This window comes from Arthrobacter sp. 754, from assembly GCF_040548695.1.
In the GTDB taxonomy this organism is placed as follows: domain Bacteria; phylum Actinomycetota; class Actinomycetes; order Actinomycetales; family Micrococcaceae; genus Arthrobacter.
Window position 1 is genome coordinate 200,753 of the sequence record NZ_JBEPSC010000004.1, and the last position, 15,324, is coordinate 216,076.

The window sequence follows — 15,324 nt, forward strand, 5'->3', positions numbered from 1 at the left end:
CCTAGAACGTCTTTCCGGCCGAACCGAGCTGCTTGGTCGCTTCAACGACGCGGGCGGCCAGGCCGGCTTCGGCCGAGGCGCCCCAGACGCGCGGGTCGTAGAGCTTCTTGTTGCCCACTTCGCCGTCGACCTTGAGCACGCCGTCGTAGTTCTTGAACATGTGGTCCACCACGGGACGCGTGTAGGCGTACTGGGTGTCGGTGTCGATGTTCATTTTGATCACGCCGTAGGAAACGGCGTCGGCGATTTCCTGGTCCGAGGAGCCGGAGCCGCCGTGGAACACGAGGTCGAACGGGCTGTCCTTGCCGAGCTTGGCACCCACCTGGGCCTGGATGTCCTTGAGGATTTCCGGGCGCAGCTTCACGCCGCCGGGCTTGTACACGCCGTGCACGTTGCCGAAGGTCAGGGCGGTGATGTAGCGGCCGTTCTCGCCGGCGCCGAGGGCTTCGATGGTGGCCAGGGCGTCTTCAACGGTGGTGTACAGCTTGTCGTTGATGGCGTTTTCGACGCCGTCTTCCTCGCCGCCGACGATGCCGATCTCAACTTCGAGGATCATCTTCGCGGCGGCGGTGCGCTCCAACAGCTCGCGGGCGGTGCTCAGGTTTTCGTTCAGCGGCTCGTGCGAACCGTCCCACATGTGGGAGTTGAAGATGGGGTCGCGGCCGGCCTTGACCTCGGCCTCGGACGCTGCCAGCAGCGGCAGGACAAAGCCGTCCAGCTTGTCCTTGGGGCAGTGGTCCGTGTGCAGGGCGATGTTGACGTTGTAGTTCTTGGCCACTTCGCGGGCGAACGCGGCGAAGCCCAGCGAACCGGCCACCATGTCCTTGGTGGAGGCGCCGGACCAGTAGGCCGCGCCGCCGGTGGATACCTGGACGATGCCGTCGGACCCGGCCTCAGCGAAGCCGCGCAGGGCCGCGTTCAGCGTCTGGGAGGAGGTGACGTTAACGGCCGGAAACGCGAAGCCGCCCGCCTTTGCGCGGTCGATCATCTCGGAGTAGATCTCTGGGGTTGCAATGGGCATGCTGACTCCTAAAGTGAATTTCGTCTGCGGGCCGAGCAGGCCCTGGAGTGAACCTCGTCGGCTACGAACCATCCTAGCCAGTTCTGCCCCGGCGCCGTGTTTCCGGTCACCCGGGCCGGTAATACTTGCCTAAACGTGCTGGTGAAACACGTGCTGGCGGATCCAGGCGTGCATGGCGATGGCCGCCGCCGAGGCGGCGTTGATGGAGCGGGTGGAGCCGAACTGCTCGATGGACAGGGTGGCCAGGGCGGCTTCGTGGACCTCCGGCGTCAGCCCGGGCCCCTCCTGGCCGAAAACCAGGACGCAGTCCTTGGGCAGCTCATAGGTTTCCAGCGGCACGGAGTCCGGGAAAATGTCGATCCCGATGATGGCCAGCCCCTCCCCCTGCGCCCACGCCACAAAATCCTGCACGGTGGGGTGGTAGCGGACGTGCTGGTAGCGGTCGGTGACCATCGCCCCGCGCCTGTTCCACCGCCGTCGGCCGATGATGTGGACTTCCTTGGCGAGGAACGCGTTGGCGGTGCGGACCACCGTGCCGATGTTCATGTCGTGCTGCCAGTTTTCGATGGCGATGTGGAAGTTGTGCCGCTTGGAATCGAGGTCCGCCACGATCGCGTCGTGCTTCCAGTAGCGGTACTGGTTCACCACGTTGCGCCGGTCGCCGTCCGCCAGCAGCTCCGGGTCCCAGTGGTCACCTTCAGGCAGATCGCCTTCCCAAGGCCCGACGCCGACCTCCGGCTTGGGCTCCGACGGCGGCTCTGGCGCTTCGCCGTTCAGTGGCTGCGGTTCGGCTGTGTTCCCGGGCGTTTCATTCACCCCTCAACACTAGACTGGGGCGTTGGAGCATCCATCACCGGCGGAGGTAAAACGTGGCAGAGACAGACCAGGTCAAAGGATCACCGGCGGTTTACCGCAGCGGCCAGGAGATTGAATGCTGGCTGACGGACATGGACGGCGTGCTGGTCCACGAGAACCAGCCCGTCCCTGGCGCGGCAGACCTGATCCAGCGCTGGGTGGACACCTCCAAACGCTTCCTGGTGCTGACCAACAATTCCATCTTCACCCCGCGCGACCTTGCAGCCCGGCTGCGTGCGTCCGGGCTTGAGGTCCCCGAAGAAAACATCTGGACCTCCGCGCTTGCAACGGCACAGTTCCTCAAGGACCAGGTGCGGGGTTCCGGGTCCGGAAACCGCGCCTACACGATCGGGGAGGCCGGGCTCACGACGGCGCTGCACGAGGCCGGCTTCATCCTCACCGACCAGGACCCGGACTTCGTGGTGCTCGGCGAGACCCGCACCTACTCCTTTGAGGCCATCACCATGGCCATCCGCCTGATCCTGGCCGGCGCGCGGTTCATTGCCACGAACCCGGATGCCACCGGGCCGTCCAAGGATGGCCCCATGCCGGCCACCGGCGCCATCGCGGCTCTCATCACCAAGGCCACCGGCCGGGAGCCGTACATCGTCGGCAAGCCGAACCCCATGATGTTCCGCTCCGCGATGAACCAGATCGACGCGCACTCCGAAACCACCGCCATGATCGGGGACCGGATGGACACGGACATCGTCGCCGGCATGGAAGCAGGCCTGCACACCGTCCTGGTGCTGACCGGCATCACCCGGCGCGAGGACATTGCGTCCTATCCGTTCCGGCCCAACCAGGTCCTGGACTCCGTCGCTGACCTGAAAAACCAAATCTAGAAAACGGAGACCCTGGACCCTCCGCGGGGCAAAGGAAGGAACTCGTCGAGCAACTGCTCCAGGATGGGGCGGTAGATGGTGGGGTTCCATCCGGGGCTGGCGTGTGCCGGGAGGGCGCCCTCGGTCTGGAGGTGCGTGGAGACGATGTTTGTCCGGAACACGAGGGCCCAGGCCGCCACAGCGGTTGCGTAGCTGACCGTGCGGTCCCGGTGGTTTCCGATATACGCCATCTTGGTGCTTCCCAGGTTCTCCGCGTACTTGCTGCCATTGAAGTGGTAGATGTACGCGGACTCCGTCTGGATCAGCTCACTCGAGGGCGCGATGGGCGATAACTGCTCCAGTGTCTGGTCCAGGATCTGCGGCCAGCTGCGTTCGTCCTTGTGGATGACCCGCTCCCCCAGTTCGTAGCCACCGCGCACCACGGACGGTACGCGGAAGCCGTGCTCATAAAGGAAGACGACGCCGTCGAACCAGCTTTGGTCCAGCACGTCGAACTTGCTGTAGGGGCTGGAATCGAGCACGATGAACGCCACTTCGACCCCGTGGAGTTCGCGGAGCCGGGCGGCCACCTGCGTTGCCACCATCCCGCCGAAGCTGTGGCCGTAGAAGAAGAGCTTGGTGAGCTTGTTGGCCCTGACGTGCTCGATCACAGCGATGACCAGTTCGTCGATGTCCAGACCGAGGTTGGAATAGCCGACGGCGGCAAGCCGGCCGCGCTTATTGAGCGCCCCGCGGAGGGCATTCAGGATCCACTGCGCCTCTTCCCAGCTCGTCTTGTAGCCGGGGAAGAGAAACCAGCTCGCGTCAGGGTAGTAGGCATCTGCGAAGCCGTCCGGCACCTGGAGAATCCTGTTGACCCGGCGTTCCGCCTGGACACGGCGGGTGACCACCATGTCCGCGACCAGCAGCGCCGAGGCCCCCGCGCCGGCGAAGAATCCGCGGCGCGAGAACCGCTTGAGCGAGGCGGCGCCTGCGAGTAGCCGGGCGTGGTCAAGACCCGGCTGCTCAGGTTGTTCCTGCGGGTCTTCCCCCCTGTACGGCACACATCTACCGTAGCCACAGCGCGAGCCCCTGCTGCAACTTCCGGCTACAAACTCCGGTCAACGGGCGGACGCCGGGGCTCAGCCGGGGCTTATTGGACGCCTCTTGTCGGACGTAAGGCGACGCCGATGCGAGTCAGCTCGCGACCTGCCCCTCTCCCGCAGAGTCGTAGCAGGCCTCGCCGGCCGGCCCGTCCAGGCGGTTGAGGAGTTTCCGGCGGGTAATTTCCTCGCCGATGTCGTTGAAGCGGGCAAGCAGGTCCGCACCGCCGAACGCCTCCGACGTATCAAGCAGCGAAAAAACCGAGTCGCTGGCGGCAAACAGTTCCTGATCGGAGTACCCGGACAGGGGCCGGCCGAACACCGCGTCAAGGGGCGGCTGGGTCCCCTCGGGGGCGCCGGCGGAAACCTGGGCGAAGCCGGCGTCGAGGTCGATGGCGGGTTCATCGGCAATGACGAGCGGCTCAACGCCGGTGCCGGCCGCGGGAGAGGCCCCGTCCGGCGTGCCACTGAACACCAGCGAGATGCCGGCTCCGGCGTTTTCGGGTGCCAAGGCTTCGTCCACGCCGTTGAGCAGGGTGCGCAGGCCGGCCAGCGCCGCCGATTCCACCAGGGCCGCGCGGGAAAGGTCCACCAGGATGTGGGAAGGGATGCCCATGCTCCGGACTTGTTTTACAAGGTGGACGAGCGAAGGGCGGGATTCCTCGTTCAGGCTTCCCCGGACGTCAATCCGGACAGTATCTGTCAGAGCGTCCCGGGTAAGTCGGGCGTGCAGTTTGCGGTCCATAGGTACTCCAATTAAGGGCGTCTATGGCCGACGGCTCAACCTCGCCAAGCGTAGCTTTCCACAGCGGCCCGGCACAAGCCGGGTACCGGCTTCAGCCTGCCTGGGCTGCGTCCGGTTCCTGGTAGTGCGTGCGGGTTCCCGCGCCGCCCACGGACTCCACCAGAGATTTTGCGACATTCCGCAGCTTGGTGTTGCTGTTGCTCGAGGCATCTGTGAGGATCCTGACCGCCGTCTCCTGGCTGCAGCGGTTCTGCGCCATGACGATGCCCACCGCGATGTCGATCGTGGTCCGGGACTCGAGGGTGGCACGCAGGTTCGCCGCGCTGTCAGTATGCAGCGAGAACCTGACCGCAAGCCGCAGTGCCTGGGAGATCTCCCTGGTGTAGCCGCGGGCTTTGGCCGCCGCACGTTCGTCGAATTTGCGCGGGACGTCGGAGTAGAGGTTCAGAGCTGCCTTCGCTTCCCCCTGAAGGTTGAACGGCAGCGACAGCACCGAACGCAGCCCGTGGGCAGCCACGGCGTTGGCGTAATCCGGCCCCCACCGGTCCTCCTCGAAGAGGTCCGGGACGTTGACTTCGCGTTCCTCTTCGGCGGCTGTGAGGCAAGGGCCCTGGGACAGCGAGTACTGGATTTCATCCACTTCGCGGGCTGAATCGCTGCTCCAGCCGATGGTGGCTGCCTTGCGGTGGCGAAGGAGGGTGATGCCGCACAGGGCGTCGTCGCCGTCACCGGCCATCTGGTGCGCCGAGAAACGTGCCAACTCGTTCAGGAACTGCTCAAAATCCGCACTGTCCAGAATCAGGTTCTGGATCTGTTCGGTGGTGTTCAAGGGTAGTTCCGGTGGGAGCATGGCGCGTTCTCCAATGGCTGCAAAAGGGGGTTGGGCAATTTTATGACAGCCCCCTGCGTCAGTCCAACCGTAACCGGGCCCCTTGTGGTGGTACGGGCCGGCGGCCGGGTCAGGCGAGGCCCAGTTCGTCCTTGCCGAACGCAAACAGGTACGGCACACCTGTCTCGGCCTCGATCTTTTCCTTGGCACCGGTATCGCGGTCCACGATCACGGCGACGGCAACCACGTTGCCGCCGGCCTTGCGGACCCCCTCGACGGCGGTCAGCGCGGAGCCGCCGGTAGTGGAGGTGTCCTCAAGCACCAGGACCTTGCGTCCTTCAACCGAGGGGCCTTCCACCTGGCGGCCCATGCCGTAGGACTTCTGCGCCTTACGGACCACGAACGCGTCCACAGTGCGGCCTGCGTCGACGGCTGCGTGCATCACGGCGGTGCCCACGGGGTCCGCCCCCATGGTCAGGCCACCGGCGCATTCAAAGTCGATCCCGGCGTCGTCAATCAGCGACAGCATGACCTGGCCCACCAGCCTGGACGCTTCATGGTGCAGCGTGATGCGGCGGAGATCGATGTAGTAATCGGCTTCGGCCCCGCTGGACAGGATAACTTTGCCCCGGACCACAGCGAGTTCCTTGATGAGTTCGAGCAGGCGGGCACGGGCGGCAGCGGTGTCAACTGCGGGGTTACTGGCGGAAGTCATGGGGTCCAGTTTAGCCGGGGGACTTTCTGCTCTATGCAGCTGCCCCGGCCTGGAGTCGGATTGAGTCATGACGGCCGGAACCGCTCCCTCGACCCGCTGGCCCGCAATCCCGAAGGACCTCCGCGGCCTCGCTGTCCACCCCAACATGGTGGATTACGATGCCGGCCGGGCCGCGTTCTCCTGGGATGAAGCGCGGCAGGCCCTTGCCGGACTGCCTGGCGGCGGTGTCAACATTGCCTATGAGGCCGTGGACCGCCATGCCGCGGGCGAGCGGTCGAATCACGAGGCCCTGCGTTTTATCCGGGCTGACGGCACGGCCCGTTCGTTGACCTACGCCGACCTGGCGGAACAGACCGGACGGTTTGCCGGCGTCCTGCACAGACTCGGAATCGGGCGCGGGGAACGGATCTTCTCGCTGATGGGCCGCAGCCCCGAGTTGTACGTGGCCGTCCTGGGCACCCTGAAGAACGCGAGCGTGTTCTGCCCTCTGTTCTCCGCATTCGGTCCCGAGCCCATGCGCCAGCGGCTCCAGCTCGGATCAGGACGGGCACTGGTCACCACGCGGGCACTGTACCGGCGCAAAGTCGCCCAGATCCGCGACCAGCTCCCGGAGCTCGAGCATGTTTTGCTGATCGATGCCGAAGGCCGGCCGGATCCCGGAACGCTGGACCTGGCCGAACTCATGCAGGATGCGCAGCCGCTGGAAACAGCCTCAACCCGGGCCGAGGAAATGGCCCTGCTGCACTTCACCAGCGGCACCACCGGCACTCCCAAAGGCGCCATCCATGTGCACGACGCCGTCACCGCCCACCGGGCAACCGGATTCTTCGCCCTGGACCTGCACCCTGACGACGTCTACTGGTGCACGGCGGATCCCGGCTGGGTCACCGGCACGTCCTACGGGGTGATCGCGCCGCTCACCCACGGCGTGACCACGATTGTGGACGAGGAGGAGATGGATGCGGACAGGTGGTACCGCATCCTCGCCGAGCAGCACGTGACCGTCTGGTACACCGCCCCCACCGCGCTGCGCATGCTGATGAAGGCCGGTGCAGACCGCGTCGCAGGGCACGACGTGTCCTCCCTGCGGTTTGTGGCCAGTGTGGGCGAGCCGCTCAATCCGGAAGTGGTGGTGTGGGGCCAGGAGGCGTTCGGCCACCCCATCCACGACAACTGGTGGCAGACCGAAACCGGGGGCATCATGATTTCGAACTACGCCGCGATGGAAATCCGGCCCGGCTCGATGGGCCGGCCCCTGCCCGGTATCGAGGCCGCGATTGTGGCCCGGGACCCGGACGGCAGGCCGGTGGTGAGGGACGGCGAGGCTGTCCTGCTGACCGAACCTGATGCGGTGGGTGAACTGGCCCTACGGCCGGGCTGGCCTTCCATGTTCCGGGGCTACCTGAACGAAGACGAGCGGTACCGGCGCTGTTTCGCCGGCGGCTGGTACCTGACCGGAGACCTCGCGAAGAAGGACGCGGATGGGTACTTCTGGTTCGTGGGAAGGGGCGACGACGTGATCAAGTCGTCCGGGCACCTGATCGGCCCTTTCGAGGTTGAGAGCTCGCTGATGGAACACGAGGCAGTGGCCGAGGCCGGGGTGATAGGCGTCCCGGATCCCGTCGCCGGCGAAGTGGTCAAGGCGTTCGTGGAACTCCGCACCGGATGGGAGCCCTCGGAGGCGCTCAAGCTGGACATCATCGGTTTCGCCCGCAAGCGGCTGGGCCCGGCGGTGGCTCCCCGGGAGCTGGACTTCACCGGAGCGTTGCCGAAGACCCGGAGCGGCAAGATCCTGCGGCGGCTTTTGAAGGCCCGGGAACTTGGGCTCCCCGAGGGCGACACCTCAACGATCGAATCCCCGCCGGCCGACCACCCGGGAGCGCCCGCGTGAAGTCCACATCAGCACGGGAAACAGGCATGGACGCCGCCCACGCACGCCACCTCCTGCATCAGATGCTGCGCGTGCGGCGGCTTGAGGAGCAATGCGTGGAACTCTACAGCGCGGCCAAGATCCGCGGGTTCCTGCATGTCTACATCGGCGAGGAGGCAGTGGCCGCGGGGGTCATGAGCACCCTGGACCCGGACGACGCCGTGGTGGCAACGTACCGGGAACACGGCCACGCCTTGCTGCGCGGCGTGTCCGCGGGAGCCATCCTTGCCGAAATGTACGGCTACGTGGAGGGCTGTTGCCGCGGCCGCGGCGGCTCCATGCACCTGTTCGACGCCGCCACCCGCTTCTACGGCGGCAACGCCATCGTGGCGGGCGGCCTGCCGTTGGCCGTAGGCCTGGCGCTCGCCGACAAACTGTCCGGACGCCGGCGGGTGACCGTCTGCTTCTTCGGCGAAGGGGCCGTGGCCGAGGGCGAATTCCACGAAAGCCTGAACCTCGCCGCGCTATGGCAACTGCCCGTCCTGTTCTGCTGCGAAAACAACCTGTACGCCATGGGCACAGCACTGGCCCGCTCCGAGTCGCAGACCGATATAGCCCTCAAGGCAGCCGGCTACGAGATCGCCTCGTGGTCCGCCGACGGGATGGATGTGCTCGCCGTCGAGGAAACCGCCCGGCGCGCTGTGGACGCAGTCCGGGCCGGCGGCGGCCCGCACTTCATCGAACTGAGGACCTACCGCTTCCGGGCACACTCCATGTTCGATCCCGAGCGCTACCGGGACAAAGCGGAGGTCTCCCGCTGGATCGAACGCGATCCCATCAGCACCCTGAAGAACACGCTGGAAGCCGCCGGGCAGTTGACCGATAAGGACTGGACCTCGATCCAGCAGGATGTGGAGGCCGAGGTGAAAGCCGCGGTGGAGTTTGCCGAGGCCGGAACGCTGGAGCCGGTGGAGGACCTGGCCCGGTTCGTCTACAGCGAGCGGAGCCAGCCATGAAGACCACCTACCGCGAAGCCATGCGGGCGGGCATCAGGGATGCCCTCCAGCGCGATGAGCGGGTGTTCCTCATGGGTGAGGATGTTGGCGCCTACGGCGGATGCTTTGCCGTCAGCCTGGGCCTGTTCGAGGAGTTCGGGCCGGAACGGATCAGGGACACTCCCCTCTCCGAATCCGGCTTCGTGGGGGCGGGCATCGGAGCCGCCCTGGGCGGGATGCGGCCCATCGTTGAGATCATGACTGTCAATTTCAGCCTGCTCGCGCTGGACCAGCTGGTGAACAACGCCGCCACCCTGCTGCACATGTCCGGCGGCCAGTTCAACGTGCCGCTGGTGATCCGGATGACGACGGGCGCCGGCCGCCAGCTGGGCGCGCAGCACTCGCACAGCCTGGAGGGGTGGTACGCACACATCCCGGGCCTGCGGATCCTCACCCCGGCCACCCTTGAGGATGCCCGCGGGATGCTCTGGACGGCCTTGGAAGACCCGGACCCGGTCCTGATCTTCGAGCACGGAACGCTGTACAACATGGCCGGGGACCTCGCTGACGACGCCGGTCCTGTGGACATCAGCACCGCGGCCATCCGCCGTCCCGGCCAGGACATTTCGCTCATCACCTTCGGCGGAACGCTGCCAACAGTGCTCGACGCCGCCGCCCGGCTCGCAGAGGAAGGCATCGACGCGGAAGTGCTTGACCTGCGCGTGCTGCGCCCGCTCGACGACGCGGCCATCCTGGGGAGCGTGGCGAGGACTCACCGTGCCGTTGTGGTGGACGAAGGCTGGCGCAGCGGCAGCATCTCCGCCGAACTGAGCGCCCGGATCACCGAAAACTCCTTCTTCGACCTGGACGCCCCCGTGGGCCGCGTATGCAGCGCGGAGGTTCCGCTTCCTTACGCCAAACACCTGGAACTGGCGGCGCTGCCCACCGCCGAACGTATCGTCACTGCTGTCCGGGAGGCGGTCGGGGCGCGTGGGTGAGTTCCGGATGCCCTCCCTTGGCGCGGACATGGAACACGGCAAGATGGTGGAGTGGCTGGTCAAGCCGGGAGACTACATCCATCGCGGCGACGTGGTGGCCGTTGTGGACACGGACAAGACCGTCATGGACGTCGAGTCCTTCGAAGAGGGCATCGTGGCCGAGCTGCTGGTGGATATCGGCGCCACCGTTCCCATCGGCACTCCCCTGGCCCGGATCACGCAGACCCCCGACGACGCCACCGGCCAGGGCGGACGCCGGCCGGCGGCTCCGCAGTCCAAACCGGGTCCGGAAGCGGTTGAGGCAAGCGCGCCGGCTTCCTCGAAGGCAACGGCTGCGGCCGCGGCCCAGGTCCCGCCCCCGGTCCGGCATCTGGCCCACCGGCTGGGGGTGGATGCCTCAGCGATCCAAGGGACGGGCAAGGGCGGCGCGGTCACCCGCACCGACGTCGAACGTGCCGCGGCGGCCCGGTCCGACCACACAAGCCGGGTGCGGTCTTCGCCGCGGGCCCGGCGGCTGGCGGACCAGCTCGGACTCGACATCGCCACTGTGCCGGGAACAGGACCGGACGGCGCCGTTACGGAAGCTGACGTCCGGCGTGCCCTGAGCGCCCGCGGTGCGCCGGGCCCGACGGAAGCGGCCCCGACGGAAGCGGTGCCGCACCCGGAGCCGGCCCCGGCGGAGAAAACACCCCCGCGCGAAGGTGCACTGCTGCCGGAGGAGGCGCCGCCGTCGGAAGCGCAGGACCGCGTTTCCAGTCTCCGGCGGGCCATCGGCTCACTGATGAGCCGGTCAAAGAAGTCCATCCCGCACTACTACCTGAGCACCACACTGGACCTGCGCGCCGCCGTCGAGTGGATGCAGCAGGTCAACGTGCAGCGCCCGGTGGCCCAACGGCTGGTGCCCTCTGCCCTGCTGTTGAAGGCAACGGCAGTGGCCGCCCGGGAGGTCCCGGAAGTCAACGGCTTTTTCACCGACGGGGTGTTCCGGCCCAGCAGCTCCGTGCATCTGGGCGTTGCGGTGGCGCTGCGGCGCGGGGGCCTGGTGGCCCCGGCAATCCACGACGCCGACACCCTGGCCCTGGACGTGCTGATGCAACAGCTGCGCGATCTGGTCAGCCGGGCACGGGCCGGGCGGCTGCAGCGCGCCGAAATGGCCGATCCCACCATCACGGTCACCAACCTGGGCGACCTGGGCGTCGAGGCCGTTTACGGAGTCATCTATCCGCCGCAGGTGGCGATGGTCGGGCTGGGCAAGGTGGTGGAGCAGCCCTGGGCGCATCACGGCATGCTGGGTGTGCGGCCCGCGGTCACGGCAACTCTGTCCGCCGACCACAGGGTCAGCGACGGTCTCCGCGGCGGCCGCTTCCTGGCCCGCATCGATGAACTGCTGCAAAAACCGGAGGAGCTATGAACGAGCAGGACGCACGGCGGGCTGTGCACGCGGCCATCAGCCAGATTGCGCCGGATGTGGAATTTGACGGACTCGATGAAGGGTCCCGGCTGCGGCAGGACCTCGAACTGGATTCCCTGGATTTCCTGAGGCTCGTGGAGACGATCGACGAAGCCACCGGCGTGGACATTCCCGAAAGCGACTACAGCGCCGTGACCACCGTTAAGGGCCTGATCGACTACGTTGCCTCACGCGGCTGAGTGCGGCCGGGGCGGCGGGCAAAACCGGGCGCATGCTCGGGTCTGGGTCCGAACGCGATCATCCGCGGCAGGAGCCGCCGAGCCACCGGAACATGCCGGAGCACAAACACCAGGGCTGATGGCGCCTCGATCCGCTTTCCTTCGAACAATGGAACGAAAACCACCCGGTGCATGATCCGCTGGACTGTCTGGATAACAACGGTGGGCATCCGGCGCCGCCGCTGGACGGCAGCAAGATCCTTCACCGTCACCCGCCCCCGGAGCAGCGCAGGCGCCAGCGTGGCCGCTGCCGCAACGGCGTCCTGGATGGCCAGATTGATGCCCACGCCACCCGCCGGGGACATGGCGTGGGCGGCGTCGCCGATGCACAACAGCCCGTCCACGTACCAGCGCCGAAGCCGGTCCAGCCGGACATCCAGCCAGTGAAGGTCATCGAGGGAACGGATCGAGTCCACGCGGTCCGCCAGGTCCGGACGAAGTCCTGCAACACGCTCCCTGAACCGCTCCACCCCCTCGGAACGGATCCGGGCGTCCTCCCCCTTGGGGCCGAGGTAGCCCATCTGGTAGTAGTCGTCCCGGAACAGCGCGATCATTGCCTCGCGGTCCCGGAACGCCGGAACGACTCCGGCCACTGCGCCCTTTTCCGATGCGTGGCGCGGGAGCCTGAACCACCAGGTGTCGAACGGAACCGGATAGTCCTTCGTCTGAAGACCGGCGGCCCGGCGCAGGATCGAATGCCTGCCGTCCGTCGCCACCACCAGGTCGGCCTGCAGCTCCCCTTCCCTGCCTGCGTCCCCGGCGCCCGGGCGGATCCGGTAGCGCACACCGGTGACACGTCCGCCGTCGAACACCAGCGACGTGGCTTCGTGTTCCATCAGCAGCGTGAACGTGGGCTCGCGCGCGGCCTCGGTGGCCAGGAAGTTCAGGAAGTCCCACTGGGGCATCATTGCGATGTAGTTGTACGGCGGCTTCAACGACGCGAAATCACCGACCGTCACCAGCCCCGCGCCGGGGATGGGCAAGGCCACGTTGCTCAACCTGCTCTGGGGAAGGCCGCGGAATGCCTCGCCCAGGCCCAGCTCGTCAATCAGCCGGATGGTGGAGGCGTGCACGGTGTCGCCGCGGAAATCCCGCAGGAAGTCGCCGTGTTTTTCCAGGACCGTCACCTGCACGCCTGCCCTGGCCAGCAGGAGCCCCAGCATCATGCCCGCAGGGCCTCCACCGACAACAGCGCACCCGGTCCTTTGCATGCACCCACGCTACGCCGGGCTCTCAACGGTGGATACCGGCGCTACGGAATTCCCTGCGCGACGCAGAAACGCAATGGCGCTACGCATATCTGCGTAGCGCCATTCTTTATGCGAGGCCTCAGTGACGAACAGTAGCGGGAAAGCTACAGCCGGGTGTCGAAGGAATCGCAGAACACGTTCTCGTTGAACGTTCCCTGGAACCCGGACTTGCCCTGGATCTTCTCGATGGTGGCCCGGATCGCCTCCACGGATCCTGCGTGGGCGTGGATGGCGGTCTTGACCATCGGCACGTCGATCAGGTGGTTGGGCTGGTTCAGCGAGACAAACACCGTGGGAACCTCGGTCACATACCAGGGAATCTCCGCTGCCATGGGGGTGGACCACTTGATCCGGATGGCCGCCTCCTGGGCGAAGCCCTTGACGTTGGCGAAGACAAACGCGGCGTCGTACTTGTCCGCATAGTCGCCGGTGGCTTCCTCGGAGATGACGGACATGAAGTTCACGCCCGTCTCCCCCGCGGCTTCCCGCTGGTCGGCAGTCTTGAACACGTGTACCTCGAAGCCGGCTTTTTCCAGCTCGTCCCTGACCGTGTCCAGGTAGGCCAGCGGATCCGCCCGGGTGAAGTCCGAACCCCCGGAGATGCCGTACAGGCGGATCCGCCGGTGCGTTTCCGGTGTGATGGGCAGGTTGTGGGCGGTGTCCTTGACCAGGGTGACGGTCTTGTCCGCAATCTCCGCGGCGATGGCCCGGTGGGCTTCGCTGCCAATGGCCGCCAGCGCCTCCACCGGCGGAACCAGTTCGCTGCGCTCCCTGCGGTGCAGGCCCAGGCTCGCCTTCAGCGCCAGAATGCGGCGCAGGGCGTCGTGCAGGCGCTGCTCGGTGATGACGCCGGACTTGTAGCCGTCCAGCATGTACCCGAAGTCCTCTGCAGGGTTCCGGAAAAACAGGAACATGTCACAGCCGGCCGCGATGGTCGCGGGAACCAGGTCCTTGCGCTTCATCGCCTGGGTCAGGCCGATCATCTGCGAGGCATCGGTCAGGATCAGCCCGTTGAAGCCGAGCTCTTCGCGCAGCAGATCCTGGAGCAGTTCAGGCGCCAGGGTGGCGGGCTTTATGTCCGCATCCGCCAGGCCCGGACGGAAGTGCCGGGACAGCTCGGGCGCCCCGATGTGCCCGATCATGATGGACTGCACCCCGTGGCCGATCATCTCGCGGTACACGTGGCCGTAGGTCCGGTTCCACTCGTCGTAGCCGAGGGTGTTGTAGGACGTGACCACGTGCTGGTCGCGCTCGTCGATTCCGTCGCCGGGGAAATGCTTCATGGCGCACACGGTGGGCGACTCGGTGATGCCGTCGAAGTACTCCTTCGCCCGCTCCACCACGACCTCCGGGGTGTTGCCGAAGGCCCGGGTGGAGATGACCGTGTTCCGCCAGTTGTAGTGGATGTCCACGATCGGGGCGAAGGCCCAGTTGCAGCCAAGGGCAGCGGTTTCGACGCCGGCCACCTGGCCCATCTGGCGTGCGATGGATTTGTCCGGGTGCGAGCCGGCCTGCAGGTGCGTTGACACAAAGGTGCCGTCGTCGCAGCTTCCGGCCCCGCCCATTTCCGGGTTGGACGCCACAAGCAGCGGCACCTTGGACTTCGACTGCGCGTAGCGGATGTGCTCCTGCACGGCCGCCGAGGGACCCGGACGGTACCGCATGCCGCCCACGTGGTAGTTCTCCAGCACACCATCGAGGTACTCCGGGGAGTAGTCGTTGTTGTGGTTGATGAACAGCTGCCCGATTTTTTCCTCGAGTGTCATCCCCGCGAGGGTGGTGTTGACCCACTCCACCGCTGAATCATCGAGGTTGAACGGCGCGGCCTGGAGGTCGACGTCGAACTGGCGGCCCTGGGTGCCGGCAGTTCCGGCAGTTCCGGCGGCGGTGCCGGCGGTGGCACCCGCGGATGCCCGGCCTGCGTCCTTCGCGACGACATCAGTGATGCCGGCCAGCGCCGCAGTCACCACCTCGTTGACGGGTGCGGCGATGTCCACCACCACGCCTGCCTCGTCTGATTCCAGCGGCTCAAGGGTGGCCAGCTGGGATTCGAGCAGAGTTACCGGCATGAAGTGGCCGGTCCGGCCCTCCAGCCGTGAACCGAGGACTTCCTTGCTGCCGTGCAGATGAAGGAAGATGGTGTCCGGCGCCTGGGCACGGATGGCGTCGCGGTAGCTGCGGCGCAGCGCCGAGCAGGCCAGGACCAGGCCGCCGTTTGTGGCCCCGGCGAGTTCGGACCCCACCGTGGCGAGCCACGGCCAGCGGTCCTCATCGGTCAGCGGCGTTCCGGCTGCCATCTTTGCGACGTTCTCCACCGGATGCAGCGAATCGCCGTCCAGGAAGGGAACGCCCAGTTCGCGGGCCACGAGGTCACCGATGGTGGTCTTGCCGCAGCCTGAGACGCCCATGACAATGACGCGGACCATGGAA

At 66.6% G+C, this 15,324-nt stretch carries 14 protein-coding genes; 6 read left to right on the forward strand and 8 right to left on the reverse strand.

What is annotated here, in order from left to right; all coding sequences use genetic code 11:
• Nucleotide 1: 1 nt before the first annotated feature.
• Together fbaA and ABIA70_RS13030 are read right to left on the reverse strand one after the other, a co-directional pair.
• Entirely contained in the window at nucleotides 2–1,021 is a 1,020-nt protein-coding gene (gene fbaA, locus ABIA70_RS13025) for a class II fructose-bisphosphate aldolase (protein WP_354147982.1), read from the reverse strand.
• A 129-nt stretch (nucleotides 1,022–1,150) separates the two neighbouring features.
• The gene (locus ABIA70_RS13030) at nucleotides 1,151–1,837 is read right to left on the reverse strand and encodes a TrmH family RNA methyltransferase (protein ID WP_502917201.1); all 687 of its coding nucleotides are present in this window, start codon (nucleotides 1,835–1,837) and stop codon (nucleotides 1,151–1,153) included.
• 53 nt (nucleotides 1,838–1,890) lie between these two features.
• Between ABIA70_RS13030 and ABIA70_RS13035 the strand changes: the two genes are divergently transcribed.
• Nucleotides 1,891–2,721 carry an HAD-IIA family hydrolase gene (locus ABIA70_RS13035; RefSeq protein WP_354147983.1) on the forward strand — a complete coding sequence of 277 codons (831 nt, stop codon included), beginning with the start codon at nucleotides 1,891–1,893 and terminating at the stop codon, nucleotides 2,719–2,721.
• Here the strand turns inward: ABIA70_RS13035 and ABIA70_RS13040 are convergent.
• The 4 genes from ABIA70_RS13040 to pyrE form a co-directional block, all read right to left on the reverse strand.
• Nucleotides 2,718–3,764 (reverse strand): thioesterase domain-containing protein, encoded by a 1,047-nt coding sequence (locus ABIA70_RS13040; RefSeq protein WP_354147984.1) that lies wholly within the window; start codon nucleotides 3,762–3,764, stop codon nucleotides 2,718–2,720. The two genes, ABIA70_RS13035 and ABIA70_RS13040, sit on opposite strands and share 4 nt — an antisense overlap.
• A gap of 133 nt (nucleotides 3,765–3,897) precedes the next feature.
• Nucleotides 3,898–4,548 (reverse strand): hypothetical protein, encoded by a 651-nt coding sequence (locus tag ABIA70_RS13045; protein WP_354147985.1) that lies wholly within the window; start codon nucleotides 4,546–4,548, stop codon nucleotides 3,898–3,900.
• 91 nt (nucleotides 4,549–4,639) lie between these two features.
• Nucleotides 4,640–5,398, reverse strand: a complete 759-nt coding sequence (locus ABIA70_RS13050; protein WP_354147986.1) for a GAF and ANTAR domain-containing protein — start codon at nucleotides 5,396–5,398, stop codon at nucleotides 4,640–4,642.
• Nucleotides 5,399–5,507: 109 nt separating this feature from the next.
• A complete protein-coding gene (gene pyrE / locus ABIA70_RS13055) occupies nucleotides 5,508–6,092 on the reverse strand; it encodes an orotate phosphoribosyltransferase (RefSeq protein WP_354147987.1) in 585 nt (194 codons plus the stop codon).
• A gap of 67 nt (nucleotides 6,093–6,159) precedes the next feature.
• Between pyrE and acsA the strand changes: the two genes are divergently transcribed.
• From acsA to ABIA70_RS13080, 5 genes are read left to right on the forward strand one after another with little or no spacing between them, the layout of a single operon-like run.
• On the forward strand, nucleotides 6,160–7,983 hold the full coding sequence (gene acsA / locus ABIA70_RS13060; protein WP_354147988.1) for an acetate--CoA ligase: 1,824 nt from the start codon (nucleotides 6,160–6,162) through the stop codon (nucleotides 7,981–7,983).
• Between the two features lie 26 nt (nucleotides 7,984–8,009).
• Nucleotides 8,010–8,978, forward strand: a complete 969-nt coding sequence (gene pdhA / locus ABIA70_RS13065; protein WP_354148310.1) for a pyruvate dehydrogenase (acetyl-transferring) E1 component subunit alpha — start codon at nucleotides 8,010–8,012, stop codon at nucleotides 8,976–8,978.
• Nucleotides 8,975–9,955 carry an alpha-ketoacid dehydrogenase subunit beta gene (locus ABIA70_RS13070; RefSeq protein ID WP_354147989.1) on the forward strand — a complete coding sequence of 327 codons (981 nt, stop codon included), beginning with the start codon at nucleotides 8,975–8,977 and terminating at the stop codon, nucleotides 9,953–9,955. Before pdhA ends, ABIA70_RS13070 begins: the two co-directional genes overlap by 4 nt.
• Nucleotides 9,948–11,366 carry a dihydrolipoamide acetyltransferase family protein gene (locus ABIA70_RS13075; RefSeq protein ID WP_354147990.1) on the forward strand — a complete coding sequence of 473 codons (1,419 nt, stop codon included), beginning with the start codon at nucleotides 9,948–9,950 and terminating at the stop codon, nucleotides 11,364–11,366. Before ABIA70_RS13070 ends, ABIA70_RS13075 begins: the two co-directional genes overlap by 8 nt.
• Nucleotides 11,363–11,605: an acyl carrier protein gene (locus ABIA70_RS13080; protein ID WP_354147991.1), complete on the forward strand. Its 243-nt coding sequence runs from the start codon at nucleotides 11,363–11,365 to the stop codon at nucleotides 11,603–11,605. Before ABIA70_RS13075 ends, ABIA70_RS13080 begins: the two co-directional genes overlap by 4 nt.
• Here the strand turns inward: ABIA70_RS13080 and ABIA70_RS13085 are convergent.
• Both ABIA70_RS13085 and ABIA70_RS13090 read right to left on the reverse strand, forming a co-directional pair.
• Complete coding sequence (locus ABIA70_RS13085; protein ID WP_354147992.1) at nucleotides 11,584–12,855, reverse strand: FAD-dependent oxidoreductase; 1,272 nt, start codon at nucleotides 12,853–12,855, stop codon at nucleotides 11,584–11,586. The genes ABIA70_RS13080 and ABIA70_RS13085 overlap by 22 nt on opposite strands.
• Nucleotides 12,856–12,998: 143 nt before the next feature.
• Complete coding sequence (locus tag ABIA70_RS13090) at nucleotides 12,999–15,320, reverse strand: gluconokinase, GntK/IdnK-type (protein WP_354148311.1); 2,322 nt, start codon at nucleotides 15,318–15,320, stop codon at nucleotides 12,999–13,001.
• Nucleotides 15,321–15,324 lie beyond the last annotated feature (4 nt).

Bases quoted from the DNA above. Each gene is read 5' to 3' on its own strand.
- fbaA (WP_354147982.1), bottom strand. From the start codon at position 1,021: ATGCCCATTGCAACCCCAGAGATCTACTCCGAGATGATCGACCGCGCA.
- ABIA70_RS13045 (WP_354147985.1), bottom strand. From the start codon at position 4,548: ATGGACCGCAAACTGCACGCCCGACTTACCCGGGACGCTCTGACAGAT.
- ABIA70_RS13050 (WP_354147986.1), bottom strand. From the start codon at position 5,398: ATGCTCCCACCGGAACTACCCTTGAACACCACCGAACAGATCCAGAAC.
- pyrE (WP_354147987.1), bottom strand. From the start codon at position 6,092: ATGACTTCCGCCAGTAACCCCGCAGTTGACACCGCTGCCGCCCGTGCC.
- acsA (WP_354147988.1), top strand. From the start codon at position 6,160: ATGACGGCCGGAACCGCTCCCTCGACCCGCTGGCCCGCAATCCCGAAG.
- pdhA (WP_354148310.1), top strand. From the start codon at position 8,010: ATGGACGCCGCCCACGCACGCCACCTCCTGCATCAGATGCTGCGCGTG.
- ABIA70_RS13070 (WP_354147989.1), top strand. From the start codon at position 8,975: ATGAAGACCACCTACCGCGAAGCCATGCGGGCGGGCATCAGGGATGCC.
- ABIA70_RS13080 (WP_354147991.1), top strand. From the start codon at position 11,363: ATGAACGAGCAGGACGCACGGCGGGCTGTGCACGCGGCCATCAGCCAG.
- ABIA70_RS13085 (WP_354147992.1), bottom strand. From the start codon at position 12,855: ATGCAAAGGACCGGGTGCGCTGTTGTCGGTGGAGGCCCTGCGGGCATG.
- ABIA70_RS13090 (WP_354148311.1), bottom strand. From the start codon at position 15,320: ATGGTCCGCGTCATTGTCATGGGCGTCTCAGGCTGCGGCAAGACCACC.